Source organism: Streptomyces sp. NPDC004542 (assembly GCF_040610035.1).
Taxonomy (GTDB): Bacteria; Actinomycetota; Actinomycetes; order Streptomycetales; family Streptomycetaceae; genus Streptomyces.
The window spans coordinates 1-17,186 of record NZ_JBEXLP010000036.1; the positions used below are offsets into that span (position 1 = coordinate 1).

At 69.9% G+C, this 17,186-nt stretch carries 15 protein-coding genes, 1 rRNA gene and 1 riboswitch; of the genes, 13 read left to right on the forward strand and 3 right to left on the reverse strand.

Translation table 11 applies throughout. The features are described from left to right. The 11 genes from rrf to ABZX30_RS20640 all read left to right on the forward strand — a co-directional run. Positions 1 to 95: ribosomal RNA gene (gene rrf / locus ABZX30_RS20590) — 5S ribosomal RNA — on the forward strand; the annotation flags it as partial. Positions 96 to 203: 108 nt separating this feature from the next. After that, a complete protein-coding gene (locus ABZX30_RS20595) occupies positions 204 to 812 on the forward strand; it encodes a CDP-alcohol phosphatidyltransferase family protein (RefSeq protein ID WP_355935322.1) in 609 nt (202 codons plus the stop codon). A gap of 116 nt (positions 813 to 928) precedes the next feature. After that, positions 929 to 3,424, forward strand: coding sequence for a mannose-1-phosphate guanyltransferase (locus ABZX30_RS20600; protein WP_355935323.1), 2,496 nt, complete (start codon positions 929 to 931; stop codon positions 3,422 to 3,424). 167 nt (positions 3,425 to 3,591) lie between these two features. After that, positions 3,592 to 4,431 carry a DUF881 domain-containing protein gene (locus ABZX30_RS20605; protein WP_355935325.1) on the forward strand — a complete coding sequence of 280 codons (840 nt, stop codon included), beginning with the start codon at positions 3,592 to 3,594 and terminating at the stop codon, positions 4,429 to 4,431. Continuing rightward, positions 4,428 to 4,760 carry a small basic family protein gene (locus ABZX30_RS20610; RefSeq protein ID WP_003988855.1) on the forward strand — a complete coding sequence of 111 codons (333 nt, stop codon included), beginning with the start codon at positions 4,428 to 4,430 and terminating at the stop codon, positions 4,758 to 4,760. The genes ABZX30_RS20605 and ABZX30_RS20610 overlap by 4 nt, the downstream gene beginning before the upstream one ends. 5 nt (positions 4,761 to 4,765) lie before the next feature. Beyond that, positions 4,766 to 5,602, forward strand: coding sequence for a DUF881 domain-containing protein (locus tag ABZX30_RS20615; RefSeq protein WP_355935327.1), 837 nt, complete (start codon positions 4,766 to 4,768; stop codon positions 5,600 to 5,602). Positions 5,603 to 5,792: 190 nt separating this feature from the next. After that, complete coding sequence (locus ABZX30_RS20620) at positions 5,793 to 6,608, forward strand: FHA domain-containing protein (RefSeq protein ID WP_355935329.1); 816 nt, start codon at positions 5,793 to 5,795, stop codon at positions 6,606 to 6,608. A 40-nt stretch (positions 6,609 to 6,648) separates the two neighbouring features. Further along, positions 6,649 to 7,386 (forward strand): MerR family transcriptional regulator, encoded by a 738-nt coding sequence (locus ABZX30_RS20625; RefSeq protein WP_355935331.1) that lies wholly within the window; start codon positions 6,649 to 6,651, stop codon positions 7,384 to 7,386. An 85-nt stretch (positions 7,387 to 7,471) separates the two neighbouring features. Then, entirely contained in the window at positions 7,472 to 7,945 is a 474-nt protein-coding gene (locus ABZX30_RS20630) for a bifunctional nuclease family protein (protein ID WP_093771173.1), read from the forward strand. A 261-nt stretch (positions 7,946 to 8,206) separates the two neighbouring features. Continuing rightward, positions 8,207 to 8,890 carry a MerR family transcriptional regulator gene (locus tag ABZX30_RS20635; protein WP_355935333.1) on the forward strand — a complete coding sequence of 228 codons (684 nt, stop codon included), beginning with the start codon at positions 8,207 to 8,209 and terminating at the stop codon, positions 8,888 to 8,890. A 103-nt stretch (positions 8,891 to 8,993) separates the two neighbouring features. Further along, positions 8,994 to 10,376, forward strand: a complete 1,383-nt coding sequence (locus ABZX30_RS20640; RefSeq protein ID WP_355935335.1) for a DNA polymerase IV — start codon at positions 8,994 to 8,996, stop codon at positions 10,374 to 10,376. 111 nt (positions 10,377 to 10,487) lie between these two features. Here the strand turns inward: ABZX30_RS20640 and ABZX30_RS20645 are convergent, their stop codons facing one another. Further along, positions 10,488 to 10,871, reverse strand: coding sequence for a PRC-barrel domain-containing protein (locus ABZX30_RS20645; protein ID WP_355935336.1), 384 nt, complete (start codon positions 10,869 to 10,871; stop codon positions 10,488 to 10,490). A 113-nt stretch (positions 10,872 to 10,984) separates the two neighbouring features. Further along, positions 10,985 to 11,080: riboswitch (glycine riboswitch) on the forward strand. Between the two features lie 176 nt (positions 11,081 to 11,256). Between ABZX30_RS20645 and gcvP the strand changes: the two genes are divergently transcribed. Further along, complete coding sequence (gcvP, locus tag ABZX30_RS20650; protein WP_355935338.1) at positions 11,257 to 14,142, forward strand: aminomethyl-transferring glycine dehydrogenase; 2,886 nt, start codon at positions 11,257 to 11,259, stop codon at positions 14,140 to 14,142. A gap of 63 nt (positions 14,143 to 14,205) precedes the next feature. Here gcvP and ABZX30_RS20655 read toward each other — a convergent pair whose 3' ends face one another. Further along, positions 14,206 to 14,625, reverse strand: coding sequence for a TOBE domain-containing protein (locus tag ABZX30_RS20655; protein ID WP_355935339.1), 420 nt, complete (start codon positions 14,623 to 14,625; stop codon positions 14,206 to 14,208). 114 nt (positions 14,626 to 14,739) lie between these two features. Beyond that, positions 14,740 to 15,141: a helix-turn-helix transcriptional regulator gene (locus ABZX30_RS20660; protein WP_355935341.1), complete on the reverse strand. Its 402-nt coding sequence runs from the start codon at positions 15,139 to 15,141 to the stop codon at positions 14,740 to 14,742. Between the two features lie 744 nt (positions 15,142 to 15,885). Between ABZX30_RS20660 and ABZX30_RS20665 the strand changes: the two genes are divergently transcribed. After that, positions 15,886 to 17,178, forward strand: a complete 1,293-nt coding sequence (locus ABZX30_RS20665) for an extracellular solute-binding protein (protein WP_355935343.1) — start codon at positions 15,886 to 15,888, stop codon at positions 17,176 to 17,178. Positions 17,179 to 17,186 lie beyond the last annotated feature (8 nt).

The following is a 17,186-nucleotide window of genomic DNA, read 5'->3' on the forward strand; positions in this document are numbered from 1 at the left end:
AAACGCCCGGTTACATTCCGAACCCGGAAGCTAAGCCTCACAGCGCCGATGGTACTGCAGGGGGGACCCTGTGGGAGAGTAGGACACCGCCGAACTCCTTTTAGAGCTCTGGCTCTTGGGCATCAGCCCAGGGGCCAGAGCTTTTTTGCGTTGAGGTAGGGTCAGGGGGCATCGTCGATTCGTTTCCCACAGGAGGCCCCCGGGTGGAGGTCCAGGAGACCCGCGTCCAGACAGACCGGGTCCTCACCATCCCGAACATCCTCAGCATGGCCCGGCTCGTCGGCGTACCCGTGTTCCTGTGGCTGATTCTCCGGCCGGAGTTCGGGGGGCCCAAGAGTGACGGCTGGGCGCTGCTCGTGCTGGCCCTGAGCGGGATCAGTGACTATCTGGACGGCAAGCTCGCGCGGCGCTGGAACCAGATCAGCAGCCTCGGCCGGCTCCTCGATCCGGCCGCGGACCGCCTCTACGTCCTGTCCACGCTGCTCGGACTCACCTGGCGCGAGATCCTGCCGCTCTGGCTGACCGCAGTACTCTTGGCACGAGAGCTGGTTCTCCTGGTGATGGTGGGCATCCTCAGGCGGCACGGCTACCCGCCACCGCAGGTGAACTTCCTGGGGAAGGCGGCGACCTTCAACCTGATGTATGCCTTCCCCTTGTTGTTGCTCAGTGACGGACACGGATGGATCGCGTCACTGGCCGCTGTTTTCGGATGGGCGTTCGCAGGATGGGGTACAACCCTCTATTGGTGGGCAGGAGTGCTCTACGTGGTCCAAGTCCGCCGGCTGGTTCGTGCGGACGCCATGGCCGACTGAACTGGTCGATTGTCCGGACGTAGTGGCTTGCGATGGCCCGCGACGGAAAAGTGCGGGACAATCTGGACGGGTGAAGTCGGCTGGACCGTCGTCTCTTAGAGGAGGACGCTTCCGACATGAAGGCCGTCGTGATGGCCGGTGGTGAAGGCACTCGCCTTCGCCCCATGACCTCGAGCATGCCCAAGCCGCTCCTGCCCGTGGCGAACCGCCCGATCATGGAGCACGTGCTACGGCTGCTCAAAAGGCATGGGCTCACCGAGACCGTCGTCACCGTGCAGTTCCTGGCTTCGCTCGTCAAGAACTACTTCGGTGACGGCGAGGAGCTCGGAATGGAGCTCACGTATGCCAATGAGGAGAAGCCACTCGGTACCGCCGGAAGCGTCAAGAACGCCGAGGAGGCGTTGAAGGACGATGCCTTCCTTGTCATCTCCGGCGATGCCCTGACCGACTTCGACCTCACCGAGCTGATCAATTTCCACAAGGAAAAGGGCGCGCTGGTCACCGTCTGCCTGACGCGCGTGCCCAATCCGCTGGAGTTCGGCATCACCATCGTCGACGAGGAAGGCAAGGTCGAGCGCTTCCTCGAGAAGCCGACCTGGGGACAGGTTTTCTCCGACACCGTGAACACGGGCATCTACGTGATGGAGCCCGAGGTCTTCGACTACGTCGAGCCGGACGTGCCCGTGGACTGGTCAGGTGATGTCTTCCCGCAGCTGATGAAGGAGGGCAAGCCGGTATACGGCTACGTCGCCGAGGGCTACTGGGAGGACGTCGGTACCCACGAGTCGTATGTGAAGGCGCAGGCCGACGTCCTCGAGGGCGAGGTCGACGTCGAGATCGACGGATTCGAGATCTCCCCGGGCGTGTGGGTGGCCGAAGGCGCCGAGGTGCACCCGGACGCCGTGCTCAGGGGACCGCTCTACATCGGCGACTACGCCAAGGTCGAGGCGGGTGCGGAAATCCGCGAGCACACCGTCGTCGGCTCCAACGTGGTCGTGAAGAGCGGCGCCTTCCTGCACAAGGCCGTCGTGCACGACAACGTCTACGTCGGCCAGCACAGCAATCTGCGGGGCTGTGTCGTCGGCAAGAACACGGACATCATGCGTGCCGCCCGGATCGAGGACGGCGCGGTCATCGGTGACGAGTGCCTGATCGGTGAAGAATCGATCGTGCAGGGCAACGTACGGGTCTACCCGTTCAAGACGATCGAGGCCGGTGCCTTCGTCAACACCTCGGTCATCTGGGAGTCCAGGGGCCAGGCGCACCTGTTCGGCGCCCGCGGTGTCACCGGAATCCTGAACGTCGAGATCACACCCGAACTGGCGGTGCGGCTGGCCGGCGCGTACGCCACGACCCTCAAGAAGGGCGCCACCGTCACCACGGCCCGCGACCACTCCCGTGGTGCCCGTGCGCTCAAGCGGGCGGTCATCTCCGCGCTCCAGGCCAGTGCCATCGACGTGCGGGACCTGGAGAACGTACCGCTGCCAGTGGCCCGGCAGCAGACCGCGCGGGGCAGCGCCGGCGGGATCATGATCCGGACCTCTCCGGGTGTGCCGGACTCCGTCGACATCATGTTCTTCGACGGGAACGGGGCGGACCTCTCGCAGGGGAGCCAGCGCAAGCTGGACCGGGTGTTCGCGCGGCAGGAGTACCGGCGCGCCTTCCCGGGAGAGATCGGTGATCTGCACTTCCCGGCGAGCGTCTTCGACTCGTACACCGGCTCGCTGCTGCGGAACGTCGACACGACCGGGATCTCCGAGTCGGGGCTCAAGGTCGTCGTGGACGCCTCCAACGGCAGCGCCGGGCTCGTCCTGCCCAGCCTGCTCGGCAAGCTCGGTGTGGACTCGCTGACCATCAACCCCGGTCTCGACGAGTCCCGGCCGACGGAGACCGCCGAGATGCGGCGCTCGGGGCTCGTACGGCTCGGCGAGATCGTGGCGTCCTCGGGTGCCGCGTTCGGCGTCCGGTTCGACCCCGTGGGCGAGCGGCTGTCGCTCGTCGACGAGAAGGGCCGGATCATCGAGGACGACCGGGCACTCCTCGTGATGCTGGACCTTGTGGCCGCCGAGCGGCGCAGCGGCCGCGTGGCGCTGCCGGTGACCACGACCAGGATCGCCGAGCAGGTCGCGGCCTACCACGGCACCCAGGTCGAATGGACCACCACGTCCCCCGACGACCTCACGCGCGTGGGGGGCGAGGAAGGGACCATCTTCGGTGGTGACGGCAAGGGCGGGTTCATCGTCCCCGAGTTCAGCAGCGTCTACGACGGTGCGGCGGCGTTCGTACGGCTGATCGGGCTGGTGGCGCGTACGCAGCTCACCCTCAGCCAGATCGACGCCCGTATCCCGCGGGCACACGTCCTGAAGCGGGATCTGGCGACTCCCTGGGCCGTCAAGGGGCTGGTCATGCGCCGGGTCGTCGAGGCGGCCGGAGAACGCCATGTCGACACCACCGACGGTGTGCGGGTCGTGGAGACCGACGGGCGCTGGGTGATGGTGCTGCCCGACCCGGCCGAGGCCGTCACGCACCTGTGGGCGGAGGGGCCGGACGATGCCTCCGCGCAGGCCCTGCTCGACGAGTGGGCGGCGGTCGTGGACAGCGCCGGACGGTAAAAACCGCCGCACGCGCGCGTGCCGGACAAGTGTCCCCAAGGGGGCCTGTCCGGCATGCCGGTGGGGCCGTTCGGAGGTACTGGCCGCGACATGCGACGATGTGCGGCATGCCGCAGCAACCCCCCGTTCGGAGCACACCCTCGCGGCCCGCGCGTCCGGATGCCTCCATGTCGTTGATCACCAACGTCATGGACCACAGCCTCGACGACGGGTACGCCGAGGCCGCTGCCCGGAGGAAGGCCCAGGGGGAGGCGGGCGGCCTGCCCAAGACCCTCCGGGCGAAGCTCGGTCTCGCCTCCGGTCTGGTCCTCGCGGCGCTCGTGGTGACCGTGGGGGCGGCGCAGGCACGCGTGGCGGCGCCGGTGGTCGCCAAGGAGCGCCAGGAGCTCATCGACCGCATCGACCGTGAGACATCGGCGGCGGACAAGCTCGAGGGCGACGTGGACAAGCTGCGCGACGACGTGAGCGAGCGCCAGCGGGCCGCGCTGAGCAAGAGCGGCGGCAGCGGCCAGGCGGACCTGGTGGGCGTTCTGTCGGGCGCCACGGCAGTGCACGGGCCCGGCGTCAAGCTCGTCGTGAACGATGCCAAGGAAGCCACCACCGGCGGCGGCGGGAACCCGCGCGAGACCGCGGACTTCTCCGACACCGGCCGGGTCCGCGACCGCGACATGCAGCGCGTGGTCAACGGGCTGTGGGCCTCAGGCGCCGAGGCCGTCTCCATCAACGGACAGCGGCTGACCGCCCTGTCGGCGATCAGGGCGGCGGGTGACGCGATACTGGTCGACAACAAGCCGCTGGTGCCGCCGTACACGGTCCTGGCGGTGGGGGACGCCAAGAAGCTGAGCACCAGGTTCCAGAACAGCGCCGACGGGCTGTATCTGCACGCCCTGGAAGAGAACTACGGCATCCGGACCAGCATCTCCACCGAGAGTGACGTCCGGGTGCCAGCCGCACCGAGTGTGATCGTACGTACAGCACAGCCGAGCACTGAGAAGGGCACATCGTGATCGCCGTACTGGGCCTCGTCGTGGGAGTCGTGGCCGGCCTGTTGGTCCGGCCTGAGGTTCCGGCGGTCGTCGAGCCTTATCTGCCGATCGCCGTCGTCGCGGCGCTGGACGCCGTCTTCGGTGGCCTGCGGGCCATGCTCGACGGCATCTTCGACGACAAGGTCTTCGTGGTGTCGTTCCTCTCCAACGTGGTCGTTGCCGCGCTGATCGTCTTCCTGGGCGACAAGTTGGGCGTGGGCGCCCAGCTGTCCACCGGCGTCGTGGTGGTCCTCGGCATCCGCATCTTCTCCAACGCCGCGGCGATCCGGCGACACGTGTTCCGGGCGTGACATCGATGAGCAACCAGGACGAGCAGCCGGAGAACAGGCTGCGCAAGGAACTGCCCGCCGAGGTGCCCGCGCCGGTCCCCGCGGCCGAGCAGGCCGCCGGGGAGCAGCCTCAGCAGGAGCTGACCGGCCGCCGGCGCCTGGTCCAGGGACTGTGGCCGCCGAGGGTCACCCGGGCCCAACTGATCGTCGCCGTCCTGCTGTTCGGCCTCGGTTTCGGTCTGGCCGTGCAGGTGGCGTCGAACAGCGACAGCGACAGCGCCCTGCGCGGCGCCCGCCAGGAGGATCTCGTCCGTATCCTCGATGAACTCGACGACCGCACTCAGCGTCTTGAGGACGAGAAGCAGGGACTGGAGAAGCAGCGGCAGGAGCTGCAGAGCAGCTCCGACCAGGCCGCGGAGGCGCGCAAGCAGACCGCCGAGAAGGAGAAGCAACTCGGCATCCTCGCGGGCACCGTGGCGGCCGAGGGTCCCGGCATCACGATGACGGTCGACGACACGAAGGGGACGGTCCAGGCGGACATGCTGCTCGACGCGATCCAGGAACTGCGCGCGGCCGGCGCGGAGGCGATCCAGGTGAACGGCGTCCGGGTCGTCGCCGGTACGTACCTCACCGAGTCCGGCAAGAGTGTGAGCGTCGACGGGAACAAGATCAACGCCCCCTATCGTTTCAAGGTCATCGGTAAGCCGCAGGACCTCGAGCCGGCGCTCAACATCCCCGGAGGCGTGGTACAGACTCTCGAGAAGGAGCAGGCCACCGTGACCGTCGAGCGGTCGACCAAGATCGTCGTGGATGCCTTGCGAGCGGCGAAGCGGCCTGACTACGCTCGGTCGTCCCCGCGGTGAACCGAGAGTGCATGGCGGACGTCCGGCAGGGGCATGAGCTTGCGGGGGGTCGGCGCACCGAAGGGGTGGTGCGTGGTGGAAACTGTCTGGTGGCTACGGACGTTGTGAGGGTGTCCGGGTCGGCCGGTGTAGGCAATCAGGGTTCGTCCTGCCCCACGGGCGGGTCTGTTTCGGTCAAGGGGAATCGCCCGTGAAGTTGTTTGCGAAGTTGTTCGGCAAGAGCGCGCGAGAGGGCAGCGACAACGCGACCTCCCGTCATCGCGCACAGCCTGACGCAGAAGGTCAGCGCCCGCTGTTCCGTGACCAGGTCGCTGGTCCGGGTGGTGACATTTCCGGAGGTCAGGGCGCGCCGTCTGTTGACCCTGCCCAGTCCGGCGGCATAGGTTTCGGGCAACCGTCAACCTCAGGTACGGGTGGAGGGTTTACCTCCGGCCCGTACGCGTCCAACGCTCCGGCGGGGCAGGAGGATCCGTCCATGTCGGTCCTGGTGTGCACGAGGTGCGGTAACCGCAACGCGGAGAACGCGCGCTTCTGTTCCAACTGCGGCGCGCCGCTGCGCCCCGGAGCCGTGCCGGAGCGGGCGTCCGAGACGACGTCCACGATCTCCATCTCGGGTCTGGAGGCCTACGACGCCGAGGCGACCGGCCAGACGCCGATGCTCTCCCCGGAGGCTCAGGCGGCCGTCGACGCGCTGCCGCTGGGCTCGGCGCTGCTGGTGGTGCGCCGTGGGCCGAACTCGGGCAGCCGCTTCCTGCTGGACAGCGAGCTGACCACGGCCGGGCGTCATCCGCAGAGCGACATCTTCCTGGACGACGTGACGGTCTCGCGGCGCCACGTGGAGTTCCGTCGTTCTCCGGACGGCTCCTTCACGGTGGCCGACGTGGGCAGTCTGAACGGCACGTACGTCAACCGTGAGCGGATCGACCAGGTCGCTCTGTCGAACGGTGACGAGGTGCAGATCGGCAAGTACCGGCTGGTCTTCTACGCGAGCCGGCAGAGCATCTGACCCTCCCCGGACGCCGTCCGGGGGACCCCAGGGAAGGTCCATGCAGCGAACACCGAGCGGCGGTGCCGGGCACGGCGCCGCCGCCGCGGACGGTGGGCTGATGAGCATCGGCTCGGTGCTGAGCGTGCTGCGCGAGGAGTTCCCCGAAGTCACGATCTCCAAGATCCGGTTCCTGGAGTCGGAGGGGCTGGTCGAGCCGCAGCGGACCCCTTCGGGGTACCGCAAGTTCTCGGCCGGGGACGTCGAGCGCCTCGGTCACGTCCTGAGGATGCAGCGGGACCACTACCTGCCGCTCAAGGTGATCCGCGAGCACCTGGACGCGATGGAGCGCGGCGAGGCCGTGCAGTTGCCGGTCGTGGGGCGCCAGCGCGCCGGCGAGACCGCGCTGGAACCCGTGGAAGGGCCCACGGCCGCCCGGATCGGGCGGGCCGAGCTGCTGGCGGCCGCCGGGATCGACGAGAACGATCTGAAGGTGTGGGAGTCGTACGGACTCATCGCTCCCCTCGAGGGCGGCGTGTACGACGTGGAGGCCGTCACGGTGGCCTCCCTCGTCGCCGAGCTGGGGCGGTTCGGGATCGAGCCGCGCCACCTGCGGGTCATGAAGGCCGCCGCCGACCGGGAGGCCGGACTGGTGGACCAGGTGGTGGCCCCGCTCAGGCGCCACCGCAATCCGCAGACCAGGGCGCACGCCGAGGCCCGCACGAAGGAGCTGGCGGCGCTCACGGTGAGGCTGCACGCGGCTCTGGTGCAGACCGCGCTCGGGGTCCGGCTGCCCTGAGTGGTACGGGGAGCGAGGGGCCGGATCGGACGCCCGTTACCGGCCCGACTACCCAAACATCCCGAGCACGGCCTAGGGTTGCTGTGTGAACGAGCTCGATGTCGTAGGTGTCCGGGTGGAAATGCCCTCCAACCAGCCGATCGTGCTCCTGCGTGAAGTGGGTGGCGACCGGTACCTCCCCATCTGGATCGGACCGGGGGAGGCGACGGCGATCGCCTTCGCCCAGCAGGGCATGGCCCCCGCGCGGCCGCTGACCCACGACCTGTTCAAGGACGTGCTGGAGGCCGTCGGCCAGGAACTCAGCGAAGTGCGTATCACGGACCTGCGTGAGGGCGTCTTCTACGCGGAGCTGGTCTTCGCCAGCGGGGTCGAGGTGAGCGCCCGCCCCTCCGACGCCATAGCGCTGGCCTTGCGTACCGGTACGCCGATCTACGGCAGCGACACGGTGCTCGACGACGCGGGCATCGCGATTCCGGACGAGCAGGAGGACGAGGTGGAGAAGTTCCGCGAGTTCCTCGACCAGATCTCGCCCGAGGACTTCGGTACCAGCAACCAGTGAGCGGGCCGGCCTGCGGCGGGCACGCGGTTCGTGACCGGCCGGCCGACGGTTCGTGACCAGCGGTTCCGAGAGCACGGGCCGACGGTCGGTGAGAGCGTCCTGACGCTCCCCGCCAGCGCATTCGGCTAGCCTTTCCCCGCGGTGGGGCACGGGAAACCACTCTTAGGGTGATTATCACTCGGCGTGCCGAGTGTGGCGATCGTTGACGCACCCCTGGTGACTGCCTACCGTCGAGAAGGCAGGTCAAGGACGGAGGTCGGCGTGAGAAGCAGCGGCGACGGTACGGCTGGGGGTGCCCCCGGACGAGGTTTCGGGGAAAGCGGTCCGTACCCTCCCTCGGGCTCTCGGCTCCGCTCGAGCAGGGGGTATCCCCAGCAGGGCGGCGCGGCCGACCAGGTCCCGCAACGACCGACGGCCGTGCCGAGCGGCGGAGGGGCGGCGTCCATGGCGTCCGAGCAGATCGGCTACCGCGGCCCGACGGCCTGCGCGGCCGCCGGTATCACGTACCGGCAACTGGACTACTGGGCCCGTACCGGGCTGGTCGAGCCGAGCGTGCGGCCCGCCTACGGGTCGGGCACACAGCGGCTGTACAGCTTCCGGGACGTCGTCGTCCTGAAGATCGTGAAGCGCTTTCTGGACACCGGTGTCTCGCTGCAGAACATCCGCACCGCCGTCCAGCACCTCAGGGAACGCGGTTTCCGCGACCTGGAGCGCATGACGCTGATGAGCGACGGAGCCACGGTCTACGAGTGCACCTCCCCCGACGAGGTCCACGCCCTGCTCCAGGGCGGTCAGGGGATCTTCGGGATCGCCGTGGGCGTGGTGTGGCGGGACGTGGAAAGCGCGCTCTCCCAGCTCCACGGGGAGCGCATCGACACCGGGGAGACCCTCGTCGGGCAGAACCCCTCCGACGAACTGGCGCGGCGGCGCAACCGGGCGGTCTGACGGCGCCTGCCCCCGCACGGCGGAGGGCGCCCTGCGTGCCCGCGCCGGGCTGCCCGAGGTGGCCGCCGGGGCATTGTCAGTGGCGTGGTGCAGCATCGGAGATGTGAGAAACGCGCCCACGATCCTGCATCTCGACATGGATGCCTTCTTCGCCTCGGTGGAGCAGGCTTCCAAGCCGAGTCTGCGCGGGAAGGCCGTCGTCGTGGGCGGGCTGGGACCGCGCGGAGTGGTCGCCACCGCGTCGTACGAGGCGCGGGTCTTCGGGGTCCACTCGGCGATGCCGATGGCCCAGGCGCGTCGGCTCGCCCCCAACGCCGCCTATCTGGTCCCGCGCTTCGGGCTGTACCGGTCGATCAGCGAACAGGTGATGGCCTTGCTGCGGGCGCTGTCGCCGCTCGTCGAGCCGCTGAGCCTGGACGAGGCGTTCGTGGACCTGGAGGCGGGGGGAGCGGCCCGGGACGGGGACTCGGCCCGTCTGGCGGGGGAGAAGCTGCGCGCGGACATCCGGGCCGTCACGGGACTGACGGGGTCGGTGGGGCTCGCCGCCTCCAAGATGCTCGCGAAGATCGCCTCCGAGCAGGCCAAGCCGGACGGGCTGGTCCTGATCGAACCGGGGACGGAGCGGGGACTGCTGGGCCCGATGACGGTGCGGACCCTGCCCGGAGTGGGGCCGGCGACGGGGGACCACCTGCGGCGCGCCGGGATCACCACGGTCGGCGAACTCGCCGAGGCGGGCGAGGACGAGCTCGTACGGCTGCTGGGGAAGGCCCACGGCCACGCTCTGTACGCCATGGCACTGGCGCATGACGAGCGGCCCGTGGTGGCGGAGCGGGAGGCCAAGTCGGTGTCGGTCGAGGACACCTATGACGTGGACATTCACGACCGGCTCCGGGTCGGCCTGGAGGTGCAGCGGCTCGCGGATCGGTGCGTCGGGCGGCTGCGCGGGGCCGGGCTGTCGGGGAGGACCATCGTGCTGAAGGTGAGGCGGTACGACTTCTCGACGCTGACCCGGTCGGAGACGCTGCGGGGGCCCACGGACGATGCGGCGGTCGTGCGGGAGGCGGCGGCCCGGTTGCTGGACTCCGTCGACACCACCGGCGGGGTGCGGCTGCTCGGCGTGGGTGTCTCCGGGCTCGCCGACTACACGCAGGAGGACCTGTTCGCTCAGGCGGCGGGTGAGCCGGCTCCGACGGCGCAGGAGGCGGTGCCCGAACCCGTCGCGGAACAGCAGCCGCCGGCCGAACGGCGCTGGCCCGCGGGCCATGACGTGCGGCACGCGGAACTCGGGCACGGCTGGGTGCAGGGCAGCGGGCTCGGGCGGGTCACCGTGCGCTTCGAGACCCCCGGCTCCGAGCCCGGCCGGGTGCGGACGTTCCGGGTCGACGACCCGGCGCTGGAACCGGCGGATCCGCTGCCGTTGGCCGCCGTAGCGGCTGTGAGCGGGCTCCATGGCGGTGTGGCGGGGGCCGGGAGCGGGACGGAGTGACCCGAGGGCGGTGGGGAGCGGGCCTCCGTCCGGGCGGACAGGGGCGGGAAAGGTGCGGGCAGACCCTGACGTGGTGCGGACGAGCCGCTTGGCGGACGGCCCGGGGGTTCGCTACGCCGGTCCGGCCGTCTCGTCCGTGCCCGCCAGGTGGCCGAAGTCGTGGTCCGGGAGCGGGTGCGACGAGGTCACGTCGAGGCCGTAGTGGTGGTAGAGCTGGAGTTCCTGCTCGGGGGAGAGGTGACGGCCGACGCCGAAGTCGGGCGCGTCCTTGATGAGGGACCGGTCGAAGGGGACGCGGAGGGCGCCGTCGATCAGTTCGCTGGGTTCGAGCGGGACGAAGGCGTCCCTGGAGAACAGGCCGGTACGTATGGCCGCCCACTCCGGTTCGCCGGTCGCGTCGTCGAGGTAGACCTCGTCGATCGTGCCGATCTTGTCGCCATTGCGGTCGAACGCCTTGCGGCCGATCAGGTGGCGCGGATCGATATCGGTTCGCACGGTCCCTCCTCTTGGTCGCAACTCATCCGTAAGCACCACAAAAGAGCACATTCAGGAAGGTGGCCACTCGAGGCCCGCGCGTCGGCCTCGCTGGTAGGCTGGCAAACGGCCGCTGACCCCGTGCGGGAGAGTCCTCCGGACACCACCGGAGGCGCCGAAGGAGCAAATCCTCCCCGGAATCTCTCAGGCTCACGTACCGCACGGACGAGGTCACTCTGGAAAGCAGGGCGGTGTCTCCACGGCTTCCGCCCTCACCGACGGTGAAAGCCGGGGCCCTCGGGCGACCCGGTGAAGCTCTCAGGTCGAGATGACAGAGGGGGAGGCCGTCGGGGTACCCGTGCCGGGGTGCCCCTCGAAGGTCGCGTCAGACCAGGAGGCCTCCGCAATGACCGCCCACCGCACCCCGCTCTCCGAGCTCGAACAGGGCATCCCCTTCGAGCAGCGCCACATCGGTCCCGACCAGGAGGCGCGGGCCAAGATGCTCGCGCACGTCGGATACGGCTCGCTCGACGAGCTGACCGCCGCCGCGGTGCCGGATGTGATCAAGAACGCCGACGCCCTGGATCTCCCGGGCGCCCGCACCGAGGCGGAGGTGCTCGCCGAGCTGCGCGCGCTCGCCGGCCGCAACCAGGTCCTCGACTCGATGATCGGGCTCGGGTACTACGGGACCTTCACACCGCCGGTCATCCTGCGCAACGTGATGGAGAACCCGGCCTGGTACACCGCCTACACGCCGTACCAGCCGGAGATCTCCCAGGGACGTCTCGAGGCCCTGCTGAACTTCCAGACCATGGTCGCCGAGCTCACCGGGCTGCCGACCTCCGGTGCCTCACTGCTCGACGAGGGCACGGCGGCGGCCGAGGCGATGGCGCTGTCCCGGCGCATGGGCCGGAACAAGAAGGGCCTCTTCCTCGTCGACGCGGACGCGCTGCCGCAGACCGTCGCCGTGATCCGGACCCGCGCCGAACCGACCGGCGTGGAGGTCGTGGTCGCCGACCTCAGCCAGGGCATCCCGGCCGAGCTCGCCGAGCGTGAGATCAACGGCGTGCTGATCCAGTACCCGGGCGCGTCCGGCGCCGTACGCGACATCAAGCCCGTCATCGACCGGGCGCACGAGCTCGGCGCGCTCGTCACCGTCGCCGCCGACCTGCTGGCGCTGACGCTGCTCACCTCCCCGGGCGAGCTCGGCGCGGACATCGCGATCGGTACGACCCAGCGCTTCGGCGTGCCCATGGGCTTCGGCGGCCCCCACGCCGGCTACATGGCGGTGCAGGAGAGGTTCGCCCGCAGTCTGCCCGGCCGTCTGGTGGGCGTGTCCATCGACGCGGACGGCCACCGGGCGTACCGGCTGGCGCTGCAGACCCGCGAGCAGCACATCCGCCGCGAGAAGGCCACCAGCAACATCTGCACCGCCCAGGTGCTGCTCGCCGTCATGGCCGGCATGTACGCCGTCTACCACGGGCCTGAGGGCCTGAAGACCATCGCGCGGCGCACCCACCGGTACGCCACCCTCCTGGCCGAGGGGCTGCGGGCGGGGGGTGTCGAGGTCGTCCACGGCGCCTTCTTCGACACGGTCACCGCGCGCGTGCCCGGCCGGGCCGCCGAGGTCGTGGCCGCCGCCCGGGCGGGCGGGGTCAACCTGCGGCCCGTCGACGGCGACCATGTCTCGGCCGCCTGCGACGAGACCACGACCCGCGCCCAGCTGGTCGCCGTGTGGACCGCGTTCGGGGTCGAGGGGGACATCGAGGCGCTGGACGCGGCGACCGCGGACGCGCTCCCCGCGGCCCTGCTGCGGACCGACGACTACCTCGCCCACCCGGTCTTCCACCAGCACCGCTCCGAGACTGCGATGCTGCGCTACCTGCGCCGGCTCGCCGACCGCGACTACGCGCTCGACCGCGGCATGATCCCGCTGGGCTCCTGCACCATGAAGCTCAACGCGACCACGGAGATGGAGCCGGTCACCTGGCCGGAGTTCGGGCAGCTGCACCCCTTCGCGCCCGCCGAGCAGGCGCAGGGCTACCTCACGCTCATCCGTGAGCTGGAGGAACGTCTCGCCGAGGTCACCGGATACGACAAGGTCTCGCTGCAGCCGAACGCCGGTTCGCAGGGCGAGTTCGCCGGTCTGCTCGCCGTGCGCGGTTACCACCGCGCCAACGGCGACGACCAGCGCACCGTCTGCCTCATCCCGTCCTCCGCGCACGGCACCAACGCCGCCAGCGCCGTGATGGCGGGCATGAAGGTCGTCGTGGTGAAGACCGCCGAGGACGGCGAGATCGACATCGCGGACCTGCGGGCGAAGATCGAGCAGTACCGTGACGAGCTGGCGGTGCTGATGATCACGTACCCGTCGACGCACGGGGTGTTCGAGGAACACGTCGCCGACATCTGCGCCCAGGTCCACGACGCCGGCGGCCAGGTGTACGTCGACGGCGCCAACCTCAACGCGCTGGTCGGCCTCGCCGCGCCGGGCCACTTCGGCGGTGACGTCTCCCACCTCAACCTGCACAAGACGTTCTGCATCCCGCACGGCGGAGGCGGTCCCGGCGTCGGTCCCGTGGCCGTGCGCGAGCACCTGGCGCCGTACCTGCCGAACCACCCGCTCCAGCCGGCGGCGGGTCCCGCGACCGGTGTCGGCCCGATCTCGGCCGCGCCCTGGGGCTCGGCCGGCATCCTGCCGATCTCGTGGGCGTACGTCCGCCTGATGGGCGGTGAGGGCCTCAGGCGCGCCACCCAGGTGGCGGTGCTCTCCGCCAACTACGTCGCCAAGCGCCTCGAGCCGCACTACCCCGTGCTCTACACCGGCCCGGGCGGTCTGGTGGCGCACGAGTGCATCATCGACCTGCGCCCGCTGACCAAGGCGACCGGGGTGTCCGTGGACGACGTGGCCAAGCGGCTCATCGACTACGGCTTCCACGCGCCGACGATGTCCTTCCCGGTGGCCGGCACGCTGATGATCGAGCCGACCGAGTCGGAGGACCTGGCCGAGCTGGACCGGTTCTGCGACGCGATGATCGCGATCCGCGGGGAGATCGAGAAGGTCGGCTCGGGCCAGTGGCCCGCCGAGGACAACCCGCTGCGGGGCGCCCCGCACACCGCCGCCGCGCTCGGCGGTGAGTGGAAGCACGCCTACGGCCGCCAGGAGGCCGTGTTCCCGGCCGGGGTCTCGGCCGCCGACAAATACTGGCCGCCGGTGCGCCGCATCGACCAGGCCTTCGGCGACCGCAACCTCGTCTGCTCCTGCCCGCCGCTGGACGCGTACGAGGACTGAGCGAGCGACCGGGGCCGGTCTGCCCCGGGGCCCCGTCCGAGTCCGGGCGGGGCCCTCGCGCGTTCACGCGGTCGCCAGCGACACCTCGGTCGACTTGATCAGGGCGATGACGTCCGAGCCCACGAAGAGACCGAGGTCGGCGGCCGCTTCCTTGGTGATCGCCGCGGTGAGTTCGGCACCGTCCACGGTGATCTTCACCGAGGCCATCGCGGTTCCCGTCGTGAGGCGGGTGATGGTGCCCGGGAGCTGATTGCGGATCGAGAGGCCGTCGACCCGGCTGGTGGCCAGGGAGACCTCCGTCGACTTCACCAGAGCGCGGACGGTGGTGCCCGGGGCGAGGGCGAGTTGCCCGGCGGCCTCCGACGTGATGACCGCCGTGACGTCCTGGCCACCGTCCAGGTGGATCTTGACGATGGTCATGACCTCACCGGGCTGGACGGCGGTGACGGTGCCGGGAAGCTGGTTGCGGATGCTCAGGGTCATGGCCCCACACCGTAGTGTGCCGGGTCGTTCAGGCGGGGCATGCGGGGACACGCGTCGCCTTGAGCCCCGCGCGTCGGCCCGGCGCTCCCCGCACCTCGCCGCGGGTACCTGCCGTCACGCCGTGTCGATATGTACGTTCGTCGACTTCACGCGTGCGGTGGCCTCCATGCCGACCTCCAGCCCCAGTTCCTCGACGGCCTCGCGGGTGAGCAGGGAGACCAGGCGGTGGGGGCCGGCCTGGATCTCGACCTGGGCCGCGACGTCGCCGAGCTTGATCGCGGTGACGATGCCGGGGAAGGCGTTGCGGACCGAGGTGCAGGAGGTGCCCGCGTCGTCCTCGCCGCCGCCCGCCTTGGCGAGTTCCACGGAGAACGCGGCGAGGTCCTTGCCGTCGATGAGTCTCCGTCCCGCCTCGTCGCGGTGGGTCGCCATCCGGCCCGCGTCCGCCCAGCGGCGGGCGGTGTCCGGGCTCACGCCGAGCAGCCGTGCTGCCTGGCCGATCGTGTAGGACTGCATGCCGGTCACGATAGGGCGCAGGCGCCGGGGACCGTGGAGAGGGGCCGGTCGTCGGGACGACGCGACAGGGGGTCCGGTCCGGCCATCACCCGGACGGCCGCACCGGCGTATGCGGAGAGTGATGCGTGCGCCTCTGATTCCCGTCCGGGGTGGGCGCCAGGTGCGCGTGGAGAACGCCTCACTGGGCGCCGACGGCCCGGAGGAGGCCAGGTCGAGGGGGTACGGGCCGTCCTCGGGTCGTGCCGGAGGGCGAGGAGACGCCGTCGGCGGCCGGGGCCGACATCGGCAACGCTGTGTGTACGCGGGCCGGACGTCGCCGCTCATCGCCACGGCCACCGGCCGGAGATCCCCGGTGTCCGGGCGGGCGGCCCCGGCGCCGGCACCTCCTCGGCCGCGGGCCGCGCCGCCCCCGATCGATCCGGTCGCCGGCCGGCCGGTCCGACTACCTGGTGCACGACACCTTGACGCCCCTGAACGGCCTTTCTAGAGTCGCCGTTCGGAACGTTCGGTGAGATCGCCGAATGTTTCGATTCGGCCCGGTCCGGGGAAGCCCGTTCCCACCGTCAGTGCAGAAGCCGCAATGCGCGAACCGCACGCACGACTGCGGTGCTTCCGGCCGCGGGGGTCCCAATTCCTGTCGCAGCCGGCGTCGTACAGAGGGTTGCCACGTGCCGAGGGCGGTCTCTAAGGTGCGGCGCAGCTTTCCGGGGTGGTTTCGAAAGTTTCGAACAGAAGGAGCGCATGATGGGCGACCCTGCTCTCTCCCGCCGCGGCTTCCTGGCGGCCTCCGCCGCAGCCGGCCTGGGCATGACGGCACTCAGCGGCTGCGGCGGTGACTCGGACGGAGGGTCGTCGAACGGCACGACCACGATCGAGTGGTGGAACATCTCCACCACCCAGCCGACGAAGACGGTCTGGGCCGGTCTGGCCAAGAAGTTCGAGGCACAGAATCCCAAGGTCAAGATAAAGATCGTCCAGATGGAGAACGACGCCTACAAGTCGAAGATGACGGCGCTGATCGCCTCCGGGAAGCTGCCGGACATCTTCCACACGTGGGGCGGCGGCGTGCTCCAGCAGCAGGTCGACGCGGGGCTGGTCGAGGACCTCACCGACAGGACCAAGCCCTGGGCCGACGGGATGCTGTCCGTCGCCAAGCAGGCGTATCTCCTCGGCGGCAAGCTGTACGGCATCCCGTTCGACATCGGCATGATCGGCTTCTGGTACAACAAGGCGCTCTTCAAGCAGGCCGGCATCAGCACCCCGCCCACGACCTGGAGCGGCTTCCTCGACGCCGTGCGGAAGCTGAAGGCGAAGAACATCACGCCGATCGCGGTGGCCGGCAAGGAGAAGTGGCCCGAGATGTACTACTGGGCCTACCTCGCCATGCGCACGGCCGGTATCGACGCGTTGAAGAAGGCCGACGAGGCCAAGGACTTCAGCGACCCCGGCCTCGTCCAGGCCGGACAGCACCTCAAGGACCTGGTCCAACTCCAGCCGTTCCAGAAGGGGTTCCTGGGCGCCGGGTACTCCACCCCGACCGGCCAGGCGGCCACCGTGGGCAACGGCAAGGCGGCCATGGAGCTCATGGGGCAGTGGGCCCCGGTCGTGGAGGCCGACGCGGGCAAGGGCCTCGGCTCGAACCTCGGTTTCTTCCCCTTCCCTGCCGTCGAGGGCGGAAAGGGCGCGATCACCGAGGTGTTCGGCGGTGGCGGCGCGCACGCGCTGCGCAAGGGCGCCCCGCAGGCGGCCGTCGACTTCCTGAAGTTCTTCGCCTCCGAGGCCACCGACCTGGAACTCGTCAAGAAGACCAACACCCTTCCGGTGGTCCCCGGCGCCGAGAAGGCGCTCTCCGACCCCAACACCAAGGCCGTTCACGACCAGTTGACGGGTGCCACCGGCTTCCAGCTCTACCTCGACCAGGCGTACGCGCCCTCCGTCGGCCAGGAGGTCAACGACAGCGTCTCCGCGCTGATCGCCGGCTCCAAGTCACCCGAGCAGGTCACCCGGTCGATCACCAAGGCCGCGAAGGAAGCGTAGTAGCCGGC

Coding starts and splice junctions, on each gene's coding strand:
- ABZX30_RS20660 (WP_355935341.1), bottom strand. CDS start 15,141: ATGCAGTCCTACACGATCGGCCAGGCAGCACGGCTGCTCGGCGTGAGC.
- ABZX30_RS20600 (WP_355935323.1), top strand. CDS start 929: ATGAAGGCCGTCGTGATGGCCGGTGGTGAAGGCACTCGCCTTCGCCCC.
- ABZX30_RS20625 (WP_355935331.1), top strand. CDS start 6,649: ATGCAGCGAACACCGAGCGGCGGTGCCGGGCACGGCGCCGCCGCCGCG.
- gcvP (WP_355935338.1), top strand. CDS start 11,257: ATGACCGCCCACCGCACCCCGCTCTCCGAGCTCGAACAGGGCATCCCC.
- ABZX30_RS20605 (WP_355935325.1), top strand. CDS start 3,592: ATGTCGTTGATCACCAACGTCATGGACCACAGCCTCGACGACGGGTAC.
- ABZX30_RS20615 (WP_355935327.1), top strand. CDS start 4,766: ATGAGCAACCAGGACGAGCAGCCGGAGAACAGGCTGCGCAAGGAACTG.
- ABZX30_RS20665 (WP_355935343.1), top strand. CDS start 15,886: ATGGGCGACCCTGCTCTCTCCCGCCGCGGCTTCCTGGCGGCCTCCGCC.
- ABZX30_RS20655 (WP_355935339.1), bottom strand. CDS start 14,625: ATGACCCTGAGCATCCGCAACCAGCTTCCCGGCACCGTCACCGCCGTC.